Genomic DNA, 18,948 nt, shown 5'->3' on the forward strand with positions numbered 1-18,948 from the left:
AGAGACCAATTAGTTTTTCATGCTTCATTAAAATGCCAAATTCACGCAGTTTTGATTCATAATCCTGATCTGGAAGTGATGAAAAAAAGCCGCTATTGGAAATATTGATGTTGGTAGGCATAAGTCATTCTTGTTTTTATATTCATAATGCTTGAACCTTAGCACTAACTATCCCTCTGTGTCAGGGTAGATGTCGCCTCTACGCCCGCCACTCCAGCGGAAAGCCATTCCTCAACATCCGCCTGCTGATAACCCACTCCCCTTTGCGCAGCAGCAAATCTTTCTGGATATCTGGGGCCAGTGTCGTCAACCGCAGAATCTTTGCGAGATCGCTCTTGTCGACCTTCTCTTTCACGCGAAGCCAGCGGATCGGTACCCGCACTTCCAGGGTGTTGAGTTCTTCGTTGATGACCATGGTCTTAACGGGCATGATTGGACCAAAAGCTCAATCATGCCAGCTTGAGAGGATGCTCTCTTTGCTAAGGTCAATGGGAATGAAATCATGTACTAGGCACAGGAACAGGAAAAACGTGATTCTGGTGATTTAGGTTCTGTACATACTCTGACGTCATGGCAAACTGATTGCCAAATCTCGAAAACCATGCCTGTGGGGATAAGGACAGGCATGGTTTCGTCTGTTTCTAAAATGGGAGCAATAACATGAGCGCAGAAATCATCAGCGGCACACAGATGCGTAAGGAAATCCTTGCGGAGCTGGAGCAGGAAGTGGTTCGTATGAAGGAGGCCCACGGTAAAGGGCCCGGTCTGGTGACTATTCTTGTTGGGGAAAACCCTGCTTCCATCAGTTATGTGACCCTGAAGGTGAAAACTGCTTTGTCTCTGGGTTTTCATGAAGTTCAGGACAACCAGCCAGAAGATATCTCCGAAGAAGAGCTGCTGGCCCTGATCGAAAAGTACAATCAGGACCCAGACATTCACGGCATTCTGGTGCAGCTGCCCTTGCCCAAGCATATCAACGAAGATGCAGTGATCAACGCCATTAATCCGGATAAAGACGTAGACGGCTTCCACCCCGTCAACCTGGGCAAAATGGTGATTGGTGGCGATCAGGTGCGCTACCTGCCCTGTACCCCCGCAGGTATTCAGGAAATGATTGTACGCTCAGGCACGGAAACCTCCGGCGCAGAGGTAGTGGTTGTTGGTCGCTCTAACATCGTCGGCAAGCCCATCTCTGTAATGATGGGGCAGAAAGGCCCCGGTGCGAACAGTACGGTGACCATGGTTCACACCCGTACTCAGGATCTGGCATCTCATTGCAAACGTGCAGATATTTTGATTGTTGCCGCAGGTGTGCCCGGCCTGGTGAAGCCTGAGTGGATCAAACCGGGTGCGACGGTTATCGATGTGGGCGTTAACCGTATCGGCGTGAGCGAAGAGACCGGTAAAGCCATTCTCAGTGGCGACGTAGATTACGAAGAAGCGTGCAAGGTTGCGGGCAAGATTACTCCTGTTCCCGGTGGTGTCGGCCCTATGACAATCACCATGCTGATGAAGAACACAGTGAAATCTGCATGGTGGCATCTGGAAAAGTAAGCCTCCTGATTTTTCATACTCACTCGCCATAATTGACAAGGCCGTTGGGGCTATTCACTCCAACGGCTTTTTTCTTACCGGTTTGTTAGCTCTGATGGCTGAGCGTCGTTAACTTTCTTGTCTCCAAAGTGTCAGAACAACTCAATTTCACTTTTTAGGGGCAGGACGTATGGTAGTGACGATGAAATCACGGGGGACCACCAAGGGTTCTCACTCCAAAGATCAGAGGGCCCCGGAGAGGAGTGAAAAAGAGAAAATAAAATCAAAAGACGTGGAAAAGCATCTGCCGGAGAGTAAAGCTCTGGCGTCTCCCCGTGCACAAGAGTGGCAAAACATTCGGGCAAAGGCTGTTAAAGAATTTCTCCCTTCTCAATGGCAATTGGTTGGCATTGATGAGAAGACGCTGGAAGAAAATTTTGAGCAATGCGGTGAAGAACTTGCGTTACTGGAGGACGATAGTTACCTGGATGAGTCACTTGAGGACTCTGGCGTATTTGCTGTAAAGCTAAAGCAGAGAATCGCCATGAATCAACATAAAGCTATGGCCAAAAAGCTTGGCCTTGATGATTCTGTTTTGCGAGAGAGAGTCAAGGGAGCCGTATCGGATAAATCTGAGCAAGTGGCTTTAGCGAAAGATGTGGAGATGCTGGTTGCGCAGATCACAAAAGGTTTTGTGAAACCCTGCCCGGAAGAGGTTATTCCTCAATTTCAGTCATGTATGGAGCAGATACGGCGTATTGCCGCTTCACTGCCCCAGAAGCCTTATGCCTCAGCCATCGTAAAAAAAGCGTTGATCATGCAGACGGAAGCTACAGAGTTGCTGGCGATGGATGTGAAAAAATCCTGCTTGTGCAGTGTTTATAAAAATTTTGAGAAAGACTGGGGGCTGGCGCGTTGCTCCTCAGAAGAGGAAAGAAACGAATTACTGGCTGTTCATGATTTGATGGCCTTTGAAGAGTACCTGTGTGATGTCAATGGTTTGATCTCGGGCGTATCAGCCCCCTCCCAACCGAGTGCAGACTCTTCCGATGAAGATGAAGGCACAGCGGAAATAACTGCCCAACCTTCCCCTGAGGAGGTTCGTCAAGCCGAGACCAGAGACAGAGAGCGTGAGGCACGGGCACAGAAAAGATACGAAGAGGCTATTGCCGGGCTGGATGCAGTCTTCAAGGCTGGACAGGATTACAACAAGCGTCTGGCGGAGCAGCAAGACAAACCAAAAGATGCCTGGCAGAGGCTTCTGGAGGAAAAAGCAGAATATAAGTCTCCCGAGCCTTCTCTTCCTGATACTCACATTGAGCCAGTCGTGGCCGTGAAACCGCCAAAACCAGAACGTCAGGTAGAGCTGCCCAAGGATATGACTTCACCACCTGCTACCCGAAAAAAACAAAGCAGGGCCCAAGTCAAATTCAGGATAATAGATGAGCAGACAAAAGAGGTTGTCGAGGCTCGGGGTGATAAAGAAAAAATGCAGGGTGTCACCCGGAAGTTGAAAAAGATGAGTGATCTCATGGGAGAAAAGTTGACTGAGAAAGTACAGGTCATCGCTAATAAACCACGCACAAAAGAGAAAGAGCTAACTCAGATCGGCCATATTATGGGGCTACGTAAACTGCAGGAAACCATTATCCCTCCTGAAGCTCGCTCGTCGGACGTACTCTCAGTGAATGACATTCATCCAAACCGCCCCAGCGGTATTTATAAAACACTGATTGAACTGCTGGTCCAGCCTGTTCTAAGGCGCTTTGATTCTCCCTCTGATCTTACACCTCAACAGGTCCGGAGCTGGTCTCCTGAGCAGTTGCGAGACGAATTTATGAAAAGAGACGCAGCTCTGTATTCAAAGGAGAAGCTGGAATGTGTTGGTAAGCATTGGCAGACATTCAAAAACTTCCTGGGCTGCCGGATGTACCCTTTCAGCTATTTTAAAGACGTTCACTCGCCACTCGCTCTTCCTGATGAGCCTTTTGGCGTAGTTGTTAATAATACTTATGATAACTGGATTGGAATGCCGCTATTCAATCGTTGGGACTATGAAAGAATCAACAGCTTTCCTGCCGATACGCTTGCGACCTTTATGAAGCATATTTTTTCCAAAGAAACCATGGCTGCACTTGAATCTGTCTTTCCACCCCAAGAGGGAATGCAGGTAAGAGTGAACAAAAAGATGCTGTGTGAAAGGCCGAAGGACGCCTTTGAGATCGGGCGCACAAACCACACCCGCAACAGCACAGTCATTATGCTGTTTTCGCCTGAAAAACATCAGCATTTTCTGGCTGTACGCGACCATAAAAGAGAGTACGTGATCCCCTGTCGAGGCCGGGATACCAGCGAGTATCTCGGCGGCCGTAAGAGTCTGTATTACGTTTATCAAAGTATGGGGATGGGTTCTCCCAAGGGGCCCGGTACATCCGCTTTGGCTGTGTAAGTACCCAAACCATCATTATGCGAAAGCAATGGTCCGGGTACTTAGTGAATGTGGAACAGGCGGCTGAGGCTGTTTCTGGCGCTTAAAGACGAAAAGTATTCAGTACGGTTTCCAGCTCCGGCGAAGGCATGCGACCACTTGTCCAGGCCAGCCCTGCGGTTCTGCCCAGGGTTGGCCCATCGAACGGGCGCACGACCAGCTCCTCCCACTCCGTGCTCATATATTCCGGTAGAAATGACACTCCGGCATTAGCAATTAGCAGCTGGCGTACCATATCTTTGCTCATGGCGCTTAATGTCAGTGCCGGGCTTAACCCCATTTGCCCCAGTAAACCAAGGGTTCTCTGATGGGATTCACAGGGCGGGCAGACGATAAAGGTTTGCCCATCCAGATCTTTGGTTTCCACCCGGTCTTTCTGGGCCAGTGGATGATCCCGGTGGGTCACAAAGCAATACTGCTCTTGCCAAAGGGGAGTAAACAGCTCGTCTTCATCTTTCATAACATCCAGAATAATGCGTGCGTCACAGGATTGAGTGTGATGCACAAGATTAAGGGGATTGACAGGCAGGAGCGCCCGAACTATCCGGTAAAACTTTGCGACTTCTCGCTGAGGCAGCTCTGGCATCACTCCAAGAGTGAGTGGTGAAGCGCTTTGCGGCGCGCTGAACAGGTTACTGATTTGATCGAAATCCTTCAGGCTGCGCAGTGCTACAGGATAAAGCTGCTCAGCCTCCCGCGTGGGCTGTGTGCCCTGGCTGGTTCTGTTAAAGAGTATACGGCCGATGTCATCTTCCAGGTGGCGTATTGCGTTAGACAATGCTGGCTGTGAGATATGACACCGGCCGGCGGCACGGGTCATACTTTTTTCTTCATAGACGGCAACAAACTGTCTTAACAGCTTCAGATCCAAAGCGGGCTCCAAAAAGAGGGATAGCATCAGGTCATAACGTGAAGTTATGAGAGGGATACGAAAACGATATTTCCGACTTATAGCTGCGTTGCATAAACTGCAGCACATCAAGTCAATGGGGTCAGACCCCACAGTTTACAGGAGCAATGACAATGTCCAAACCTTTGGTTGTGATTACAGGTGCAAGTTCTGGTATCGGCGAAGAAGTTGCCCGTCAGTTCAGTGCCGCCGGCCACCCATTGTTGCTGGTTGCTCGTCGTCTGGAGCGTCTGGAAGCACTGAATCTGCCCAATGCCCTGTGCCGCAAGGTTGATGTGACCAACCGTGAAGAGCTGGTTACGGCTATCCGTGAAGCCGAAGAGGTTTATGGACCAGTTGACTGTCTGGTAAACAACGCGGGTCTGATGCAGTTAGGTTCCGCCCACGAACAGGATCCATCCGAGTGGGACACCATGATCGACGTAAACCTGAAGGGTATGCTGTACGGCATCCATGCGGTTGTTGGTGGCATGCGTGAGCGTAAGGGCGGCACTATCGTTAACATCAGCTCTGTTGCGGGCATTAAGGGATTCCCTGCCCATATGGCTTACTGTGGCACCAAGTTCGGTGTTCATGGCTTGAGCGAGACTCTGCGTGAAGAAGTGGCTGACGACAATGTGCGTGTAGTAACCATCGCGCCAGGGGCCGTAGAAACTGAACTGTTGGGCCACACTACTTCTGATGAAGTGATTTCTGGCTACGAAGACTGGAAAACCTCTATCGGGGGCGCCATCGTGCCTAAGGATATCGCTGACAGTATCAGCTTTATCTACAACATGCCTCAGAATGTGTGTATTCGTGAGCTGGTAATCAGCGCTACCCGTCAACAGCCATAATGGCTCGTGGCAGTGTAAATAAGTGATACAAAAAAGGCTCCCGGCAAAACCGGGAGCCTCTTTACCACTGTGAGCGAGTTCCTGGAGGGGCAATATTCGATTACGGATCAAGGCCCTTTAGCTTTTGTATACTTGTTGGCACCACTCTGGCGGCTCTTGCAGTCAAGTATACCCATAAAGAATGCAGAGGCGACAAAGGTCAGGTGCATCAACACGTTCCACATCAGTTTGTCATTATCGTAGCTTTGGGCATCCATAAATATTTTCAAAAGCTGAATCGAGGAGATGGCTACGATAGAAGCGGCAACTTTGGCTTTTAGAGTGCCAGAGTCCATCTTGCCCAGCCAGCTGAGTTTCTCTGTGCCTTCGTCAATATCCAGCTTGGATACGAAGTTTTCATAGCCAGAATACATCACCATGACAATCAAGCCTGCCACCAGAGATAAGTCGATCAGGGTCAGAACCTGAAGGATGACGGCGATTTCTGATAGGACGAAGATATCAATCAGAAGATCAGCAATGCTGTTAAAAAAGGTCAGCAGCAGGGCAACCAAAACCAGAGCCAGCCCCAGATACATGGGTGCAAGCAACCACCGGGCAGAATACATCAGTCGTTCAATTAGTCTTTCCATACGTTCGGATAACTACATGCTAGCGGGGGAATTTGGGGCACGATAATCGCTGTGCCTGTGATAATCAACACTTGACTGAGATATTTTCACGTGTAGTTTAATTAAAAGACGACTGGTCAGATATAAATTGATGAACTAATAACCATGGCTCGACCGAGACGAAGTGAAAATATACGACAAGAGCTGCTTGATTTGGGGGTGAAGCTCCTGTCGGAAAATGGCTATAACGGAACGGGCCTGAAGCAGATTCTGGATGCGGCTGGTGTACCCAAAGGATCTTTCTATAATTACTTTCCAAGTAAGGAAGTCTACGCCTCTGAGATTATTGAGTATTACATGGGTCATCTGCTGAAGATGTTCAATGTGGTGATTGACAACCATACTGGCTCACCCTTGCAGATTATTCGCTTTGCTTATCGCAATATGATTACTCATTTCATGGAAGAAAGCTGCCACAGGGGTTGCCTGCTAGGCAATATGGCAGCAGAGATTTCTTTCAGTAGCCAGCTGTGTAGAGAAACCATGTGCCGCATGTATCAACAGTGGCGCGTACACTTTGCTGCTCTGCTGGCAAAAGGGCAGGAACAAGGGGAGGTGAGAAGTGATATGCCTCCTGAAACACTGGCCGATCTGTTCTGGAACCAGTGGGAAGGTGCTCTCCTGAGAATGCAGCTGGAAGGAACCCCGGCGTTGTTGGAAGACAGCTTGGAGCTGACGCTTGACAGGTTGTTCAGCCCGGTCAAATAACAGATACACACCGGGCCAATTGCATTAAAAGACTGTCCTGTTTTTAAAAAATAACAAGACGACCGGTCTAGTGCTGGAAGACCTTGGTAGCCTTGGCTATCACTTTTTGCGAGCAGAAAGAACAACAAACTTATTATTGCTTGCCACAGTCTGGCAATTGCCAAACAGTCGCTTCAGCTTCACGTGATACCCCAGATGACGGTTACCAATAATCCGCAGCTCACCACCTCTCTTTAAGACATCATGGGACTGCTTAAACATCTGCCATGCAATGTGATCCCCAACAGCGTTACCTTGATGGAACGGAGGGTTACAGACGATGATATCCACAGAGTTTTCTGGAAAACCCGTTAAGCCGTCATTAGGTGTGAACTGGGCGCGGTCATCCAGGCCATTGGCCAGCCAGGACTCTTTGGCAGATTCAACAGACATATAAGACTCATCGACAAAATGAATGCGCCCCTGGGAGTTACACTGGCCGATGTACACGCCCAGAGCACCATTGCCACAGCCAAGGTCAATGATGGAAGCATCCTGCTGGGCCTCTGGCAGGTGTTGCAGGAAAAAGCGGGTACCGATATCCAGCTTCTGTCGGGAGAACACGCCAGCGTGGTTCACCAGTTTCATACCGTTATGTTCGATGATTTTGGGGAAGTTTGATGATTTCTCCGGCAGAGTTTTATCCACAGTGGAAAAAATAAGGCGCGCCTTCTTCTTTGCCAGGGAAGTGCTGGTGGCGCCAAAGTGCTTTTCAAACAACTCCAGTGTGGAAGTGTGGATATGCTTGGCCATATCGGCAGCAATCAGCATAGTACCAGCCGGTACAACCTTGCGAATCGCTTGTAGCTGCTCTTCCAGAAGACAGGTGTTGTGGGGTAGTTTCATGCATACGACGGAGGGCGAGAAATCTAAACTTTTTGTCGATGGCAGACACTGTATGTCGCTGATATCCGTTCCGTTTAAGCGAGCGTTATGGCGCAGCCCTTCATGGGCCAGCCAGGAATTACTCCAGTTCACCGGCTTAAAGGGAGCCAGTGCCAGAGTGAGAGCACCAAAGCTGTCGTTGACAACCAGAACCTGACCAGCATGCTCACTGGAAAGGCTCAGCTCCCAGACGTGATGAAGCAAATATTCATCGGCAGCATCCCAGGCTCGCAGGGTTTCTTTATTGCGGACAGGCACGCGCTGAAGTTGAAATATGCCGAAGGGACTGGAGAGGGTTTCCATAGCAAGAGCGCCTGTAGAGGGGGCTGGTAAGGGAAAGGCGGGATTGTTGCTGATCTCCCTGTATATCGCAATACGGCCATATCCGTATTTGCCGCAATTGAATGGGGAGGCGATTGCGTGCTTAATGCCGCTGATAAACAACAGTTCCTTCTCATTTTAGTCTTCTTGCAATCAATGAATCAGAATTTAACTCAAGGGCCAATTGTGCCGTCCCTTGTGCGTCTGGCGTTGCCCATCATTGGCATGTCGTTTGTTCAAATGGCGTACAACATGGTGGACATGATTTGGCTGGGACGTGTGGGTGCCAATGCTGTTGCTGCAGTGGGCACGGCTACATTTTTTACATGGTTCGGTATCTCGCTGCTGATGGCGATGAAATCCGGTGTGGAAATTACCGTATCCCAGGAAGTCGGGCGGGGTGATAAAGATAAAGCTTCCCGTTATGCCGGTAATGCGGTGTTAATGGCTGTGATTCTTGCTGTTGTATTCGGGGTTTTCACATTTCTATTCTCAGAGCAACTCATCGGCTTTTTTGATTTGAAAGAAATGGATGTGAATGACATGGCCATTTCCTATCTCAAGATTATTGCCTTGGGGGCACCTTTTTATTACACCACCCCTACTCTGGGTGGGGTATTCACTGGTGCGGGTAATAGTCATTTGCCTTTTCGTATGACATCTGCAGGTTTGCTGCTGAATATTATTATCGACCCGTTGTTTATTTTTGGTTGGGGGCCTCTGCCTGCTTTGGGGTCAAACGGCGCAGCACTGGCCACTATTCTCGCCCAATTGTTTGTATTCGGGTTGTTCAGCTGGAAGATCCTTAAAGGTGAATCCATCATCCAGCTGACGAAAGAGTCTTTCCGTTTAACAAAAGTGATTGCCCAAAAAATTATCCGGCTGGGTGTGCCGGTTGCGGCTAACAGTGCCTTGTTTATCAGCTTCTCTATTATGATTGCGAAAATTGTGTCTTCATGGGGCGCGTTGCCTATTGCTGTGCAGAGTGTAGGTGCACAGATTGAAGCGATTTCCTGGATGACGGCCAGTGGTTTTTCAACAGCTCTGGGAGCCTATACCGGTCAGAACTTTGGGGCGAACAAGTGGTACCGCATCTATAAGGGTTTTCTGGTTACGGTTTCTATCAGTGTACTGGTGGGGCTGATGGCTACGCTGGCTTTCCTCGGGTTTGGTGAGGAAATTTTCAGCATGTTTATTCCAGAGGCGGATGCTATCCATCTGGGGGGCATCTATCTCGGGATTCTGGCGGTGAGTCAGGTCTTTATGTGTATGGAAATTTCCACGTCGGGTGCCTTTTATGGTATTGGGAAAACCGTGCCGCCGTCTCTGGTCAGTATTGTGCTGACCGGCTCTCGGATTCCACTGGCGCTGCTGTTGTCTGGCGGAGTAATGGGCTTTGAGGGTATTGGGCTGGAAGGTGTCTGGTGGAGTGTGTCTCTGACATCTATTGTAAAAGGACTGCTGCTGTTCGGCTGGTTCTACTGGCTGATTTATAACAGGCCAGAGCGTATGGAAGAACGGAACGCTTATCTGGCAGAAGCCACTTAATACTTATGTCGGGTTACTGTATGCATAATGCGTAACCCGACACTTTCCCAATGAGCCCTGAAGATCAATTCAGCAAGCTGTCAAAGGGCACAACTGACACCAGGTCACCCACTTCCGCACCTGTATTCTCTTCAGGCAGCACGATATAACAGTTCGCCATGCTCATGGAGCGCAGAATGCCGGAGCCCTGACTCCCCGTGGTAACAACCGTTGCATGCCCCTGCTCATCAGTGGACAGAATACCCCGCTGAAACTCTCTGCGGCCTGCCCCCTTCTTCAGTCTGGTACCGGAGGCAGCCTTCAGGGAAGGCGTCTTGGCAGCCACTTCTCCAGACATAATCCGTAGTGCATGAACGGCCAGAATGTTCAAAGTAATAGTAGCGGACACCGGATTCCCCGGAAGGCCAAAGAAAACACTGTTGGCCAGCTTGCCAAAAGCAAAGGGCTTGCCGGGTTTGATCGCCAGTTTCCAGAAGCCGGTTTCCCCCAGCTCTACCAGAATATCCTTGATAAAGTCAGCATCGCCTACAGAGACACCGCCAGAGGTAATAACCGCATCCGCTTCATTGTCGGCACGAACCAGGGCTTCACGAATTACGTCCCGCTCATCGGGCAGCTTACCCAGATCAATCACTTCCAGCCCTAAGCGGGTGAGCATGGTGGTCACAACAATACGGTTGCTGTCGTAAATGTCTCCGTGACCAAGAGTTTCACCGGGAAGCTTGAGTTCGTCCCCAGTGGAGAATACGGCAACCCTCACACGGCGAAAGACTTTTAATTCCGCGATACCCAGAGACGCCAGCAGGCCAAGATCCTGTGGACGCAGCTTATGACCAGCCGTGAGTACAATGCAGCCTTCGCTGATATCTTCACCAGCCCTGCGTATATTGCTGCCCGGTTTTGGGGTTTTCAGGAAGCGGATGCCGTTTTCGGTTTTTTCAGTCTGCTCCTGCATGACGACAGCGTCGGTGCTTTCTGGAATCGCTGCACCGGTCATAATGCGGATGCATTGCCCGGCCGGACAGGTGCCTTCAAACGGGTGTCCGGCAAACGACTGACCTGCCACTGGCAGAGTGTCGCTTGATTCCAGATCAGCGGCTGCCAGAGCGTATCCGTCCATGGCCGAATTGTTGTGGGGGGGGACGTTCATCGGCGAGATGATATTAGCCGCAAGAACACGGCCATCGCAGGACGCCAGAGGCAGTGTTTCGGTTTCTTTTACCGGCGTAACACCTGCGGACAGTGTGTTGAGTGCGTCGTCCAGAAGCATCAGCCCTGGTGCGGAGCAGCAATCAGACATGTGAGAAACTCCTTAATCGATACCGTCAATTGTGTTGATCAGAATCAAACTGTTCTGCAGAAAGAGGCAAATAATTTAAGCCTGCCTGTGATGCAGGTAAAAATTGAAGGTGAAATCTGCGACCTCTTCAGGGTTGTTAATATCCATTCGAGGCAGGTTGGTGGACGGGTGAATAGCATCCTGACACAGAGCAATAATATTGGCGTCGGTTTCAAACAGGTAAGGACGTTCAAAGTCTGTGCGGTGCAGCTCCACCTTGGGAATATCGGCATCCCGAAAGCCTTCCACCAGAATCATATCCAGCTGGGTGCAATCCAGCAGACGCAGCTGGTCTGCCAGCGAGGGATCGTCTGCAGGACGCTCGGTAATACACATGGCGCGGCCGGGCATACTGAGAACGGTCTGAGTCAGCCCTGCGTGGCGCAGGCGATAACTGTCTTTACCGGGTTTGTCCGGATCAACCCGATGATGGGAGGCCTTAATCAGGCCGAGGCGCAGGCCTCGCTCTTTCAGAAGAGGAATCACCTTTTCCAGCAGAGTGGTTTTGCCTGTGCCGCTGAAAGCAGCAAATCCGAGAACTGGCAGCCCTTTGTACAACGCGTTAGACATATCTCAGCCACCAATAATCGACAGGTTGGTGGTTGCGCCGGTGTTGCCCTGATCCAGAAAGTGTTTGTCCTCTTTCAGCTGCAGCACTTCCTGAATGCGGGCAATCAGCAGTTCTTGCTGATTATCACTTTGCAGCAAGTGACGGAGGCTGTATCCCTTGTCAGCAAACAGACACAGTTGCAGATTGCCCTGACTGTTCACTCGCAGGCGGTTGCAGCTATTACAGAAATCCCGGGAGTAAGGCATGATCAGGCCAATGTGCCCCTGATAATCCGGATGACTGAACTCCTGGGCCGGGCCAGCATTGTCTGGGCGAATCATTTGTGTCCAGCCTTTTTTCAGCAGCTGTTGGCGAACGACCAGCCCGGAGAGATGATGTTTCTGGAAGAAGTCCGGCATATCACCGGTTTCCATCAGCTCAATCAGGCGTACTGTAATGGGTTGATCTTTAATCCAGCCGAGGAAGCGATCCAGTTCCTTGTCGTTGATGTCCTTCATCAACACGGTGTTCACCTTCACGGAAGGCAGGCCTGCTGCAAGTGCCTTGTCAATACCACCCAGTACTTCATCCAGACGGTTATGGCCAGTGATACGCTGGAACATGGCCGGTTCAAGGCTGTCGATGCTGACGTTCAGGTGAGTCATACCGGCATCAATCCAGCGCTCAACCCGGCGATCCATCTTATAGCCATTGGTGGTAACCGCGACAGTCTCGATACCGGGAATATTCCTGATTGTATGAATAATGTCGTAGAAATCACTGCGAAGGGAGGGCTCCCCGCCACTGATACGAATTTTATTGGTACCTAAAGCAGCAAATGCACTTGCCAGACGACGAATTTCGTCCAAACTGATGGCAGTCTTATGCTGGGGAGTGTGACAACCATCGGGCAGGCAGTACTGACACCGGAAATTACAGAGGTCAGTGATAGACAGGCGCAGATAGGGGAAGTTTCGCCCCTGGCGGTCTTGCAGTTTTTTCATTGAACACCTTTCCAAAAGGTCCGGGAGGCTGTGGGATTTCTCATCACTTTAGAGGCATCAGCTCGGCGCTCTTTTTTGATTTAAAAAGTCTGAATCATCGTTGAAGATCAAATAGTCGCCTCATCATAACAGACTTTGTAACCTTTGGATGATGGTGTTCCCCTTACTGTCACAGGAATCGTTGTGCAATCCCCTGAATTTCCTGAACAATTGCGCGTAAACCATTACCTCGGGATGGGCTCAGGTGACTGGACAGTTCGAGTTTTACGAATAGGCGTTCAATGTCGCAGGCTAAAATCTCATCGGGAGTACGGCCATTCAAACAACTCATTACGATAACGGTCAGGCCTCGTATCACTTTTGCATCACTGCCAGCGGCAAAGTACAGGGTGTGGCTGTCTTCCTGATAGTGGTGATGCAGCCAGAGGCTGCTTTCGCAGCCGGGAATTTTGGCTGACTCCTGACGCATATCTTCGGGGAGATTAGGCAGATTTCTGGCCATCTGCATAATACTGCGGTAGCGATCCTGCCAGTTGTGTTTGGTCAGAAGAGTGTCTTGCAGCTCCGTCAAACCCTGTGGATTGTAGACTGGCATAGATGTAAAAATGTCAGGGAGAGCCTTTGAGTCCTGAGCGGTAGCAGGGTGTGGTACTGGCTCATGGTTCTCAGCTTGAGTGCACAGGGTTTGCAAAGCCTTCAAAATCTGGTCTACATCTTCACGTGTGTTGTAACAGGCCAGAGAAGCCCGGACGGTGCCGGGCAGGTTCAATGCTTCCATCAGCGGCATGGCGCAGTGGTGACCGGTGCGTACGGCTATCCCCTGCTGGTCCAGAAGAACACCAACATCCTGATTGTGGAATCCGTCGATCAAAAAAGAGACGACAGCGGTTTTGTTCTGGGATGTTCCGATACGGTGAATGCCGGGGATTCGTTCCATACCTTGTTCCAGTCGTGTACGCAGCTGGTGCTCTTGCTGGGCAATCACTTTGCGGTCAAGGCTGTTGAGAAACGTTACTGCAGCGGCCAGGCCAATCACGCCTGCAATATTGGGGGTTCCTGCTTCAAACCTGAACGGTGGTTTGTTGAAGGTGGTGCCTGAAAAGCTGACTTGCTCAATCATTTCGCCACCGGTTTGCCAGGGAGGCATATCATTCAGTAGTTCCCGACGACCATACAAAACGCCGATGCCTGTAGGGCCATAAACCTTGTGCCCTGAGAATACATAAAAGTCACAGCCCAGTTTGCGCATATCCACATCAAAGTGAGCAACAGCCTGAGCACCATCAATAATGGTGGTGGCTCCCACGGTTTTAGCCTGAGCAATCATGGTTTCAACAGGGTTGATTGTTCCCAGTGCGTTGGACACATGGGTAACAGACACGAGTTTTGTCTTTGGTCCCAGCAGTTGCTGATAGACCTGCTGATCCAGTTCACCTTCAGGTGTCACGGGAATTACGCGAATGAGTGCGCCAGTCTCCTCAGCTATCTGCTGCCAGGGTACAATATTGGCGTGGTGCTCCATAGCCGAGAGGATAATTTCATCACCGGCTTTCAGGTTGCTTCTGCCCCAGCTGTGGGCGAGAAGATTGAGGGCCTCGGTTGCGCCCCGAGTCCAGATGATTTCATCGGTAAAGCGAGCGTTGATAAACTGACGTACCGTATCCCGCGCATCCTCAAAGGCATGGGTCGCCCGTGCACTGAGCATGTGGGATGCCCGGTGAACATTGGCGTTGGCGCGGATGTAATATTGACTTACTGCATCAATCACAGCCTGAGGCTTTTGAGTTGTGGCTGCATTATCCAGCCAAACCAGTGGATGACCGTGAAAAGTTTCGGAAAGGATAGGGAACTGAAGGTGAAGATTTGCCGTCATGGGGGGATGTCTTGTGGAGCCCGGCGCAATACTACATCACCAGAAGAGCCCGTAGAACCATGAATCTTCAGGATAACAGTGCAGCGTTGCTTCCTCTTCGGATTTTCCATCCACAAGAGCTATATATTCACACCAGTTTTTCTCCAGATCCTTACCGGTTTCTACGAGAAGGAAGTCACTGATCTCTTTGTCAAAAAAATCGTATTTGTTGACAACTGAGTCGAACAGTTTTCTGTGAATTTTTTTTACCAGCCCGGGATGGCGATGTTCCATCATAACCAGCATACCGGCCGCATGTATGGGCTTCTTGTAGAAGCTGTAACCTCTGTGTTCAAAATCCGCGCAGGTGAAATCTCTACCGCTCATGTTGCAGGTACTGGCTTTAAATTGATCCTGAATCACATGATTGATCATCTCTTTTCTGGTTTTCGCGAGGAATTTATCAAAAACGTAGGCTTCAAAAACGGAATAACGAAAGTAATCGGCCAGTGCTTCACTCATCCAGCGGGGGCGCCTGTCGTGAACCCGAAAGCGTGCCTGAATCATATGGGTGAGTTCATGGATCAGCCCTCCACCGGATATTTTCTGTTCGCTGTCTGCAGCGCTGGCTTTGATTTTTTTAAGATAACGGTCGTAAATAATCAGTTCATTATTTCTGGTGATACGAGCGATCGCGCCTTTGTGTTCCGGTTGATTGCCATCCCTTTCCCGAAATTCAATGTGAATAATGGTATCCGTGCTTAACTCCTCATCTGTCCAGAGCATTTCCCGAAGCCGGGGATACCACTCCCGAATCAAGTCCATCATATTTTTCAGCTCATAGGGGATATGCAGGGATTGAAGGTCGTAGGTCATACCTTGGGGAAACTCAGGGTACACTTTGGAATCGACGGAGCGAAACACTATGTCGGGTATGGGAATTGTACGTGGAGCATGACCTGTATTCTCGGCCACCAAAGTGGGCACATTACAGAGAATACACACGAGCACGGCAATGCAGATTTTACGAAAGCTCACTGAATATAACGAAGCGAAAGCGTGTTGGTCTGACATGTCTGAAGTATCCGTAACCCATGATTATCAATACTCTCAGACAGCCACAGACAACATTCGTTGCCCATTTACTGAGCTGGAATCTCAAACAGAATTGTTGGGAATACTGGCTGTTTGCCCAATCCCATGAATCCAGTATCCTGTACACCCCTCAGAACCCATGTTTTTTGGAGTGTTTGCATGATAAGTGTCCAGGCCGAAGATTTTGATGTGGCCGCAGAATATGACGCTTTGCGCCAATCTTCCGGTACAGGAGCTGTCGTGATGTTCAGTGGCCTGGTTCGGGATATGAATCTGGGGGACACCGTAGGCGGCCTCTATCTGGAGCATTATCCCGGGATGACGGAGAAGTCTCTTGAAACTATTGTGAATGAGGCCAAAAAGCGCTGGCCACTGGATGAGCTGCGGGTGATTCACCGTGTCGGTCAGCTGGATATCAGCGATCAGATTGTTTTTGTGGGGGCGGCCAGCGCCCACCGCCAGGCGGCCTTTGATGCCTGCCAGTTTCTGATGGACTATCTGAAAACCCGTGCACCGTTCTGGAAGCGTGAACAAACCACTGATGGTGAACGATGGGTAGAAGCCCGAGATTCTGATGCCCAGGCAGCAGAGCGTTGGGAAGACGAGAGTGCAGAATGAAAATTTTATCAGTTATTAAAGGGCTGGCAGGGCTTGCACTGGGTGCCGTGATCTCTGTTCAGGCCAGCGCCGATGTGTTGAAAATTGCGGTGTCTGCAAATTTTCATTCCGCTCTGAAAGAGCTGGTTACCCCGTTTGAGAAACAAACCGGCGATAAAGTGGCAATCTCTGTGGGCTCAACCGGTGCGCTTTATAACCAGATCAGCCATGGCGCCCCCTTTGATCTGTTCCTCGCGGCGGATAAGCGTCGTCCCCAAATGCTGGTAGATGCAGGCAAGGCTCTGGATAAGCCGGTGACTTATGCTTACGGTCGGCTGGCCTACTGGAAGCCCGGTGCGGGCAAAGTTGCCTACCAGACCATCAAGGCAGAGAAAGGGCGCATTGCTATTGCCAATCCAAGAACAGCTCCATACGGTTTAGCGGCGCAGCAGGTGCTGGAACATATGGGGCTGCTGGACACGAAAAAGCATCAGCTGGTGCAGGGCAACAATATTGCTCAAACGTGGCAATTTGTGAAAACCGGTAACGTGCCGTCTGGCTTTGTGGCTCTCTCCCAACTGCGGGCAGATAATGTGACGGGCGATTATCTGGTACTGAAAGAAGACCTGTATGATCGCATCGAACAACAGGCCGTGATTCCCAAATCTGCACCTAACTCCAGGCTGGCTCAAAAATTCCTGGAATACCTTGAAGGCGAAGCTCAGCAGAAACAGATACAGGACGCGGGTTACTACCCCGGAGTACACCCCACAGGGCACAAATGACGGAGCAGCTTTTGCAAACAACTGTGGGGCAGGCAGTGTGGGTAACCCTGAAACTGGCCAGCACCACAACGCTGATTCTGATGATGGCAGGGCTACCTCTGGCATGGAAGCTGGCGAATATGAAAAGCCGGGCACGGCCAGTGATTGAAGCGCTGGTGGGGCTGCCTATGGTGCTGCCGCCCACTGTGCTTGGCTTCTATCTGCTGGTGGCGTTCTCCCCACAAAACCTGCCGGGTAAACTCTGGCTGGATATGACCGGCTCCACACTGGCCTTCAGTTTTACCGGGCTGGTGGTGGCGTCGGTGATTTACTCTCTTCCCTTTGTTGTGCAGCCTTTGCAGCGGGCTTTTGAACAGCTGGACAAGGGGTTGCTGGAATCCGCCGCCACTTTGGGAGCCGGTCCGCTGGATCAGTTTATTTCCATCGTATTGCCTCAAAGCCTGAGAGCGGTTCTGCTGGCCGCCTGTCTGGGTTTTGCCCATACCGTGGGGGAGTTTGGAGTCGTGCTGATGATTGGTGGTAATCTGCCGGGTGAAACCCAGGTGCTCTCTATCGCCTTGTTTGAAGCAGTGGAAACCCAGGACTTTACCAGCGCTCACACCATGGCAGCAGGGTTGCTGCTGTTTGCACTGATATTGCTGGTGAGCCTTTACAGCCTTGAAAGGAAGGAACACCGTTGATGCTGTTGCTGGATATTCACTGCGAACGGGATGCGTTCCAGCTGCAGGTGCGGGAGAGCTTTTCCCTGAACGGTGTCACCGGTGTAATGGGGCCATCAGGCTGTGGAAAAACGACACTGTTGCGTTGCATCGCCGGGCTTGAGCGCCATGTGCAAGGCTCAGTGAAGTTTGATAGCACCCTCTGGCAGAGTGAGGCTGCCTTTGTTCCGCCCCATAAGCGGGGGATTGGCTATGTATTTCAGGATGGTCGTCTGTTTCCCCATATGAGCGTGCGCAGCAACCTGAACTATGGACTGCGGCGTAATCGCAAATATCTGGACACGGCTTCGGAGACGCTCTCCTTTGAACATGTGGTTGAATGGCTGGGTATTGTGTCGCTGCTGGATCGTCCTATTACCAGACTCTCGGGAGGTCAACGACAGAGGGTGGCTATTGGCCGTGCCTTGCTGGGTTCCCCCAAGCTGCTGCTGATGGATGAACCTCTTTCTGCACTCGACTGGGCCTCAAGAACATCCATCATGCCGCGGTTGCGGGAGATTAACCGTGAGTTTGGCGTACCGGTGCTGTTTGTCAGCCATAACCGGGAAGAGATTGCCCGTCTGGCTGATGAGGTAGTACTGATGGACAACGGCTGTATTGAAGAGCGTGGCCCCACACGGCAGATGCTGAACCGTGCCCGAGGCTCTCTGGCGGATGACCAGGCACTTTCGGTGCTGGAAGCGGGGGTTGTGAATACCGACAGCCCCTATGGTATGACAGAGCTGGAGGTGGATGGTCGTTCTTTGATGGTGAATCAGAGCAATCTGAGGCAAGGCCAGCAAGTGCGGGTGGTGGTACCGGCTTCGGAGATCAGCCTGTGTCTGGAAAATATCAGCCAGATCAGCATTCAGAACCGATTGCTGACCACACTTACGGATATTCAGGATATAGACGACCATCACGCTTTGGTAAGGCTGACCCTTGACGAGCAGGCTCTGATAGCGCTGATTACACGACAGTCTCGTCACCGGTTAGGGTTAAAACTTGGTATAACGGTTTACGCCCATTTTAAGGCTGCGTGTCTGGAGGTTGTTTAAATTGCTTGCAGGCGTGTATTGTTTGGGAGAT

Annotated in this window: 18 protein-coding genes; 9 read left to right on the forward strand and 9 right to left on the reverse strand. The window is 50.6% G+C overall.

What is annotated here, in order from left to right:
- Positions 1 to 199: 199 nt before the first annotated feature.
- A complete protein-coding gene (locus E1189_RS20860; RefSeq protein WP_155163103.1) occupies positions 200 to 430 on the reverse strand; it encodes a hypothetical protein in 231 nt (76 codons plus the stop codon).
- A 230-nt stretch (positions 431 to 660) separates the two neighbouring features.
- Here E1189_RS20860 and folD point away from each other — a divergent pair, with 230 nt between their 5' ends.
- Both folD and E1189_RS20870 read left to right on the forward strand, forming a co-directional pair.
- Entirely contained in the window at positions 661 to 1,554 is an 894-nt protein-coding gene (gene folD / locus E1189_RS20865) for a bifunctional methylenetetrahydrofolate dehydrogenase/methenyltetrahydrofolate cyclohydrolase FolD (protein WP_155163104.1), read from the forward strand.
- A 271-nt stretch (positions 1,555 to 1,825) separates the two neighbouring features.
- Positions 1,826 to 3,982 carry a hypothetical protein gene (locus E1189_RS20870; protein WP_155163105.1) on the forward strand — a complete coding sequence of 719 codons (2,157 nt, stop codon included), beginning with the start codon at positions 1,826 to 1,828 and terminating at the stop codon, positions 3,980 to 3,982.
- A gap of 82 nt (positions 3,983 to 4,064) precedes the next feature.
- Here the strand turns inward: E1189_RS20870 and E1189_RS20875 are convergent, their stop codons facing one another.
- The gene (locus E1189_RS20875) at positions 4,065 to 5,000 is read right to left on the reverse strand and encodes a LysR family transcriptional regulator (protein WP_329602161.1); all 936 of its coding nucleotides are present in this window, start codon (positions 4,998 to 5,000) and stop codon (positions 4,065 to 4,067) included.
- Between the two features lie 44 nt (positions 5,001 to 5,044).
- On the opposite strand from E1189_RS20875, the gene E1189_RS20880 reads away from it, so the two are divergent.
- Complete coding sequence (locus E1189_RS20880; RefSeq protein WP_155163107.1) at positions 5,045 to 5,767, forward strand: SDR family oxidoreductase; 723 nt, start codon at positions 5,045 to 5,047, stop codon at positions 5,765 to 5,767.
- 107 nt (positions 5,768 to 5,874) lie between these two features.
- On the opposite strand, the gene E1189_RS20885 is transcribed toward E1189_RS20880, so the two are convergent.
- On the reverse strand, positions 5,875 to 6,399 hold the full coding sequence (locus tag E1189_RS20885) for a TIGR00645 family protein (protein WP_155163108.1): 525 nt from the start codon (positions 6,397 to 6,399) through the stop codon (positions 5,875 to 5,877).
- Between the two features lie 144 nt (positions 6,400 to 6,543).
- Here E1189_RS20885 and E1189_RS20890 point away from each other — a divergent pair, with 144 nt between their 5' ends.
- Positions 6,544 to 7,146 carry a TetR/AcrR family transcriptional regulator gene (locus E1189_RS20890; protein WP_155163109.1) on the forward strand — a complete coding sequence of 201 codons (603 nt, stop codon included), beginning with the start codon at positions 6,544 to 6,546 and terminating at the stop codon, positions 7,144 to 7,146.
- Between the two features lie 99 nt (positions 7,147 to 7,245).
- Here the strand turns inward: E1189_RS20890 and E1189_RS20895 are convergent, their stop codons facing one another.
- A complete protein-coding gene (locus E1189_RS20895) occupies positions 7,246 to 8,373 on the reverse strand; it encodes a methyltransferase (RefSeq protein WP_155163110.1) in 1,128 nt (375 codons plus the stop codon).
- Positions 8,374 to 8,547: 174 nt separating this feature from the next.
- Between E1189_RS20895 and E1189_RS20900 the strand changes: the two genes are divergently transcribed.
- Positions 8,548 to 9,939, forward strand: a complete 1,392-nt coding sequence (locus E1189_RS20900; RefSeq protein ID WP_155163111.1) for an MATE family efflux transporter — start codon at positions 8,548 to 8,550, stop codon at positions 9,937 to 9,939.
- Positions 9,940 to 10,003: 64 nt separating this feature from the next.
- Here E1189_RS20900 and moeA read toward each other — a convergent pair whose 3' ends face one another.
- The 5 genes from moeA to E1189_RS20925 all read right to left on the reverse strand — a co-directional run bounded on the left by moeA (position 10,004) and on the right by E1189_RS20925 (position 15,659).
- Positions 10,004 to 11,239 (reverse strand): molybdopterin molybdotransferase MoeA, encoded by a 1,236-nt coding sequence (moeA, locus tag E1189_RS20905; protein ID WP_155163112.1) that lies wholly within the window; start codon positions 11,237 to 11,239, stop codon positions 10,004 to 10,006.
- Positions 11,240 to 11,314: 75 nt separating this feature from the next.
- The gene (mobB, locus tag E1189_RS20910; protein WP_155163113.1) at positions 11,315 to 11,848 is read right to left on the reverse strand and encodes a molybdopterin-guanine dinucleotide biosynthesis protein B; all 534 of its coding nucleotides are present in this window, start codon (positions 11,846 to 11,848) and stop codon (positions 11,315 to 11,317) included.
- Between the two features lie 3 nt (positions 11,849 to 11,851).
- Positions 11,852 to 12,832, reverse strand: a complete 981-nt coding sequence (gene moaA, locus E1189_RS20915) for a GTP 3',8-cyclase MoaA (protein WP_155163114.1) — start codon at positions 12,830 to 12,832, stop codon at positions 11,852 to 11,854.
- A 169-nt stretch (positions 12,833 to 13,001) separates the two neighbouring features.
- On the reverse strand, positions 13,002 to 14,705 hold the full coding sequence (locus E1189_RS20920) for a SufS family cysteine desulfurase (protein WP_155163115.1): 1,704 nt from the start codon (positions 14,703 to 14,705) through the stop codon (positions 13,002 to 13,004).
- 36 nt (positions 14,706 to 14,741) lie between these two features.
- Positions 14,742 to 15,659, reverse strand: coding sequence for a hypothetical protein (locus tag E1189_RS20925; RefSeq protein WP_230460575.1), 918 nt, complete (start codon positions 15,657 to 15,659; stop codon positions 14,742 to 14,744).
- 279 nt (positions 15,660 to 15,938) lie between these two features.
- Between E1189_RS20925 and moaE the strand changes: the two genes are divergently transcribed.
- From moaE to modC, 4 genes are read left to right on the forward strand one after another with little or no spacing between them, the layout of a single operon-like run.
- Positions 15,939 to 16,397, forward strand: coding sequence for a molybdopterin synthase catalytic subunit MoaE (moaE, locus tag E1189_RS20930; RefSeq protein ID WP_155163117.1), 459 nt, complete (start codon positions 15,939 to 15,941; stop codon positions 16,395 to 16,397).
- Complete coding sequence (gene modA / locus E1189_RS20935; protein WP_155163118.1) at positions 16,394 to 17,161, forward strand: molybdate ABC transporter substrate-binding protein; 768 nt, start codon at positions 16,394 to 16,396, stop codon at positions 17,159 to 17,161. Before moaE ends, modA begins: the two co-directional genes overlap by 4 nt.
- Positions 17,162 to 17,172: 11 nt before the next feature.
- Positions 17,173 to 17,841, forward strand: coding sequence for a molybdate ABC transporter permease subunit (gene modB / locus E1189_RS20940; protein ID WP_329602152.1), 669 nt, complete (start codon positions 17,173 to 17,175; stop codon positions 17,839 to 17,841).
- The gene (gene modC, locus E1189_RS20945; RefSeq protein WP_155163120.1) at positions 17,841 to 18,917 is read left to right on the forward strand and encodes a molybdenum ABC transporter ATP-binding protein; all 1,077 of its coding nucleotides are present in this window, start codon (positions 17,841 to 17,843) and stop codon (positions 18,915 to 18,917) included. Before modB ends, modC begins: the two co-directional genes overlap by 1 nt.
- Positions 18,918 to 18,948: the final 31 nt, after the last annotated feature.

Origin of the sequence: Parendozoicomonas verongulae, from assembly GCF_009711465.1 — a bacterium.
GTDB classification, from domain to species: domain Bacteria; phylum Pseudomonadota; class Gammaproteobacteria; order Pseudomonadales; family Endozoicomonadaceae; genus Sansalvadorimonas; species Sansalvadorimonas verongulae.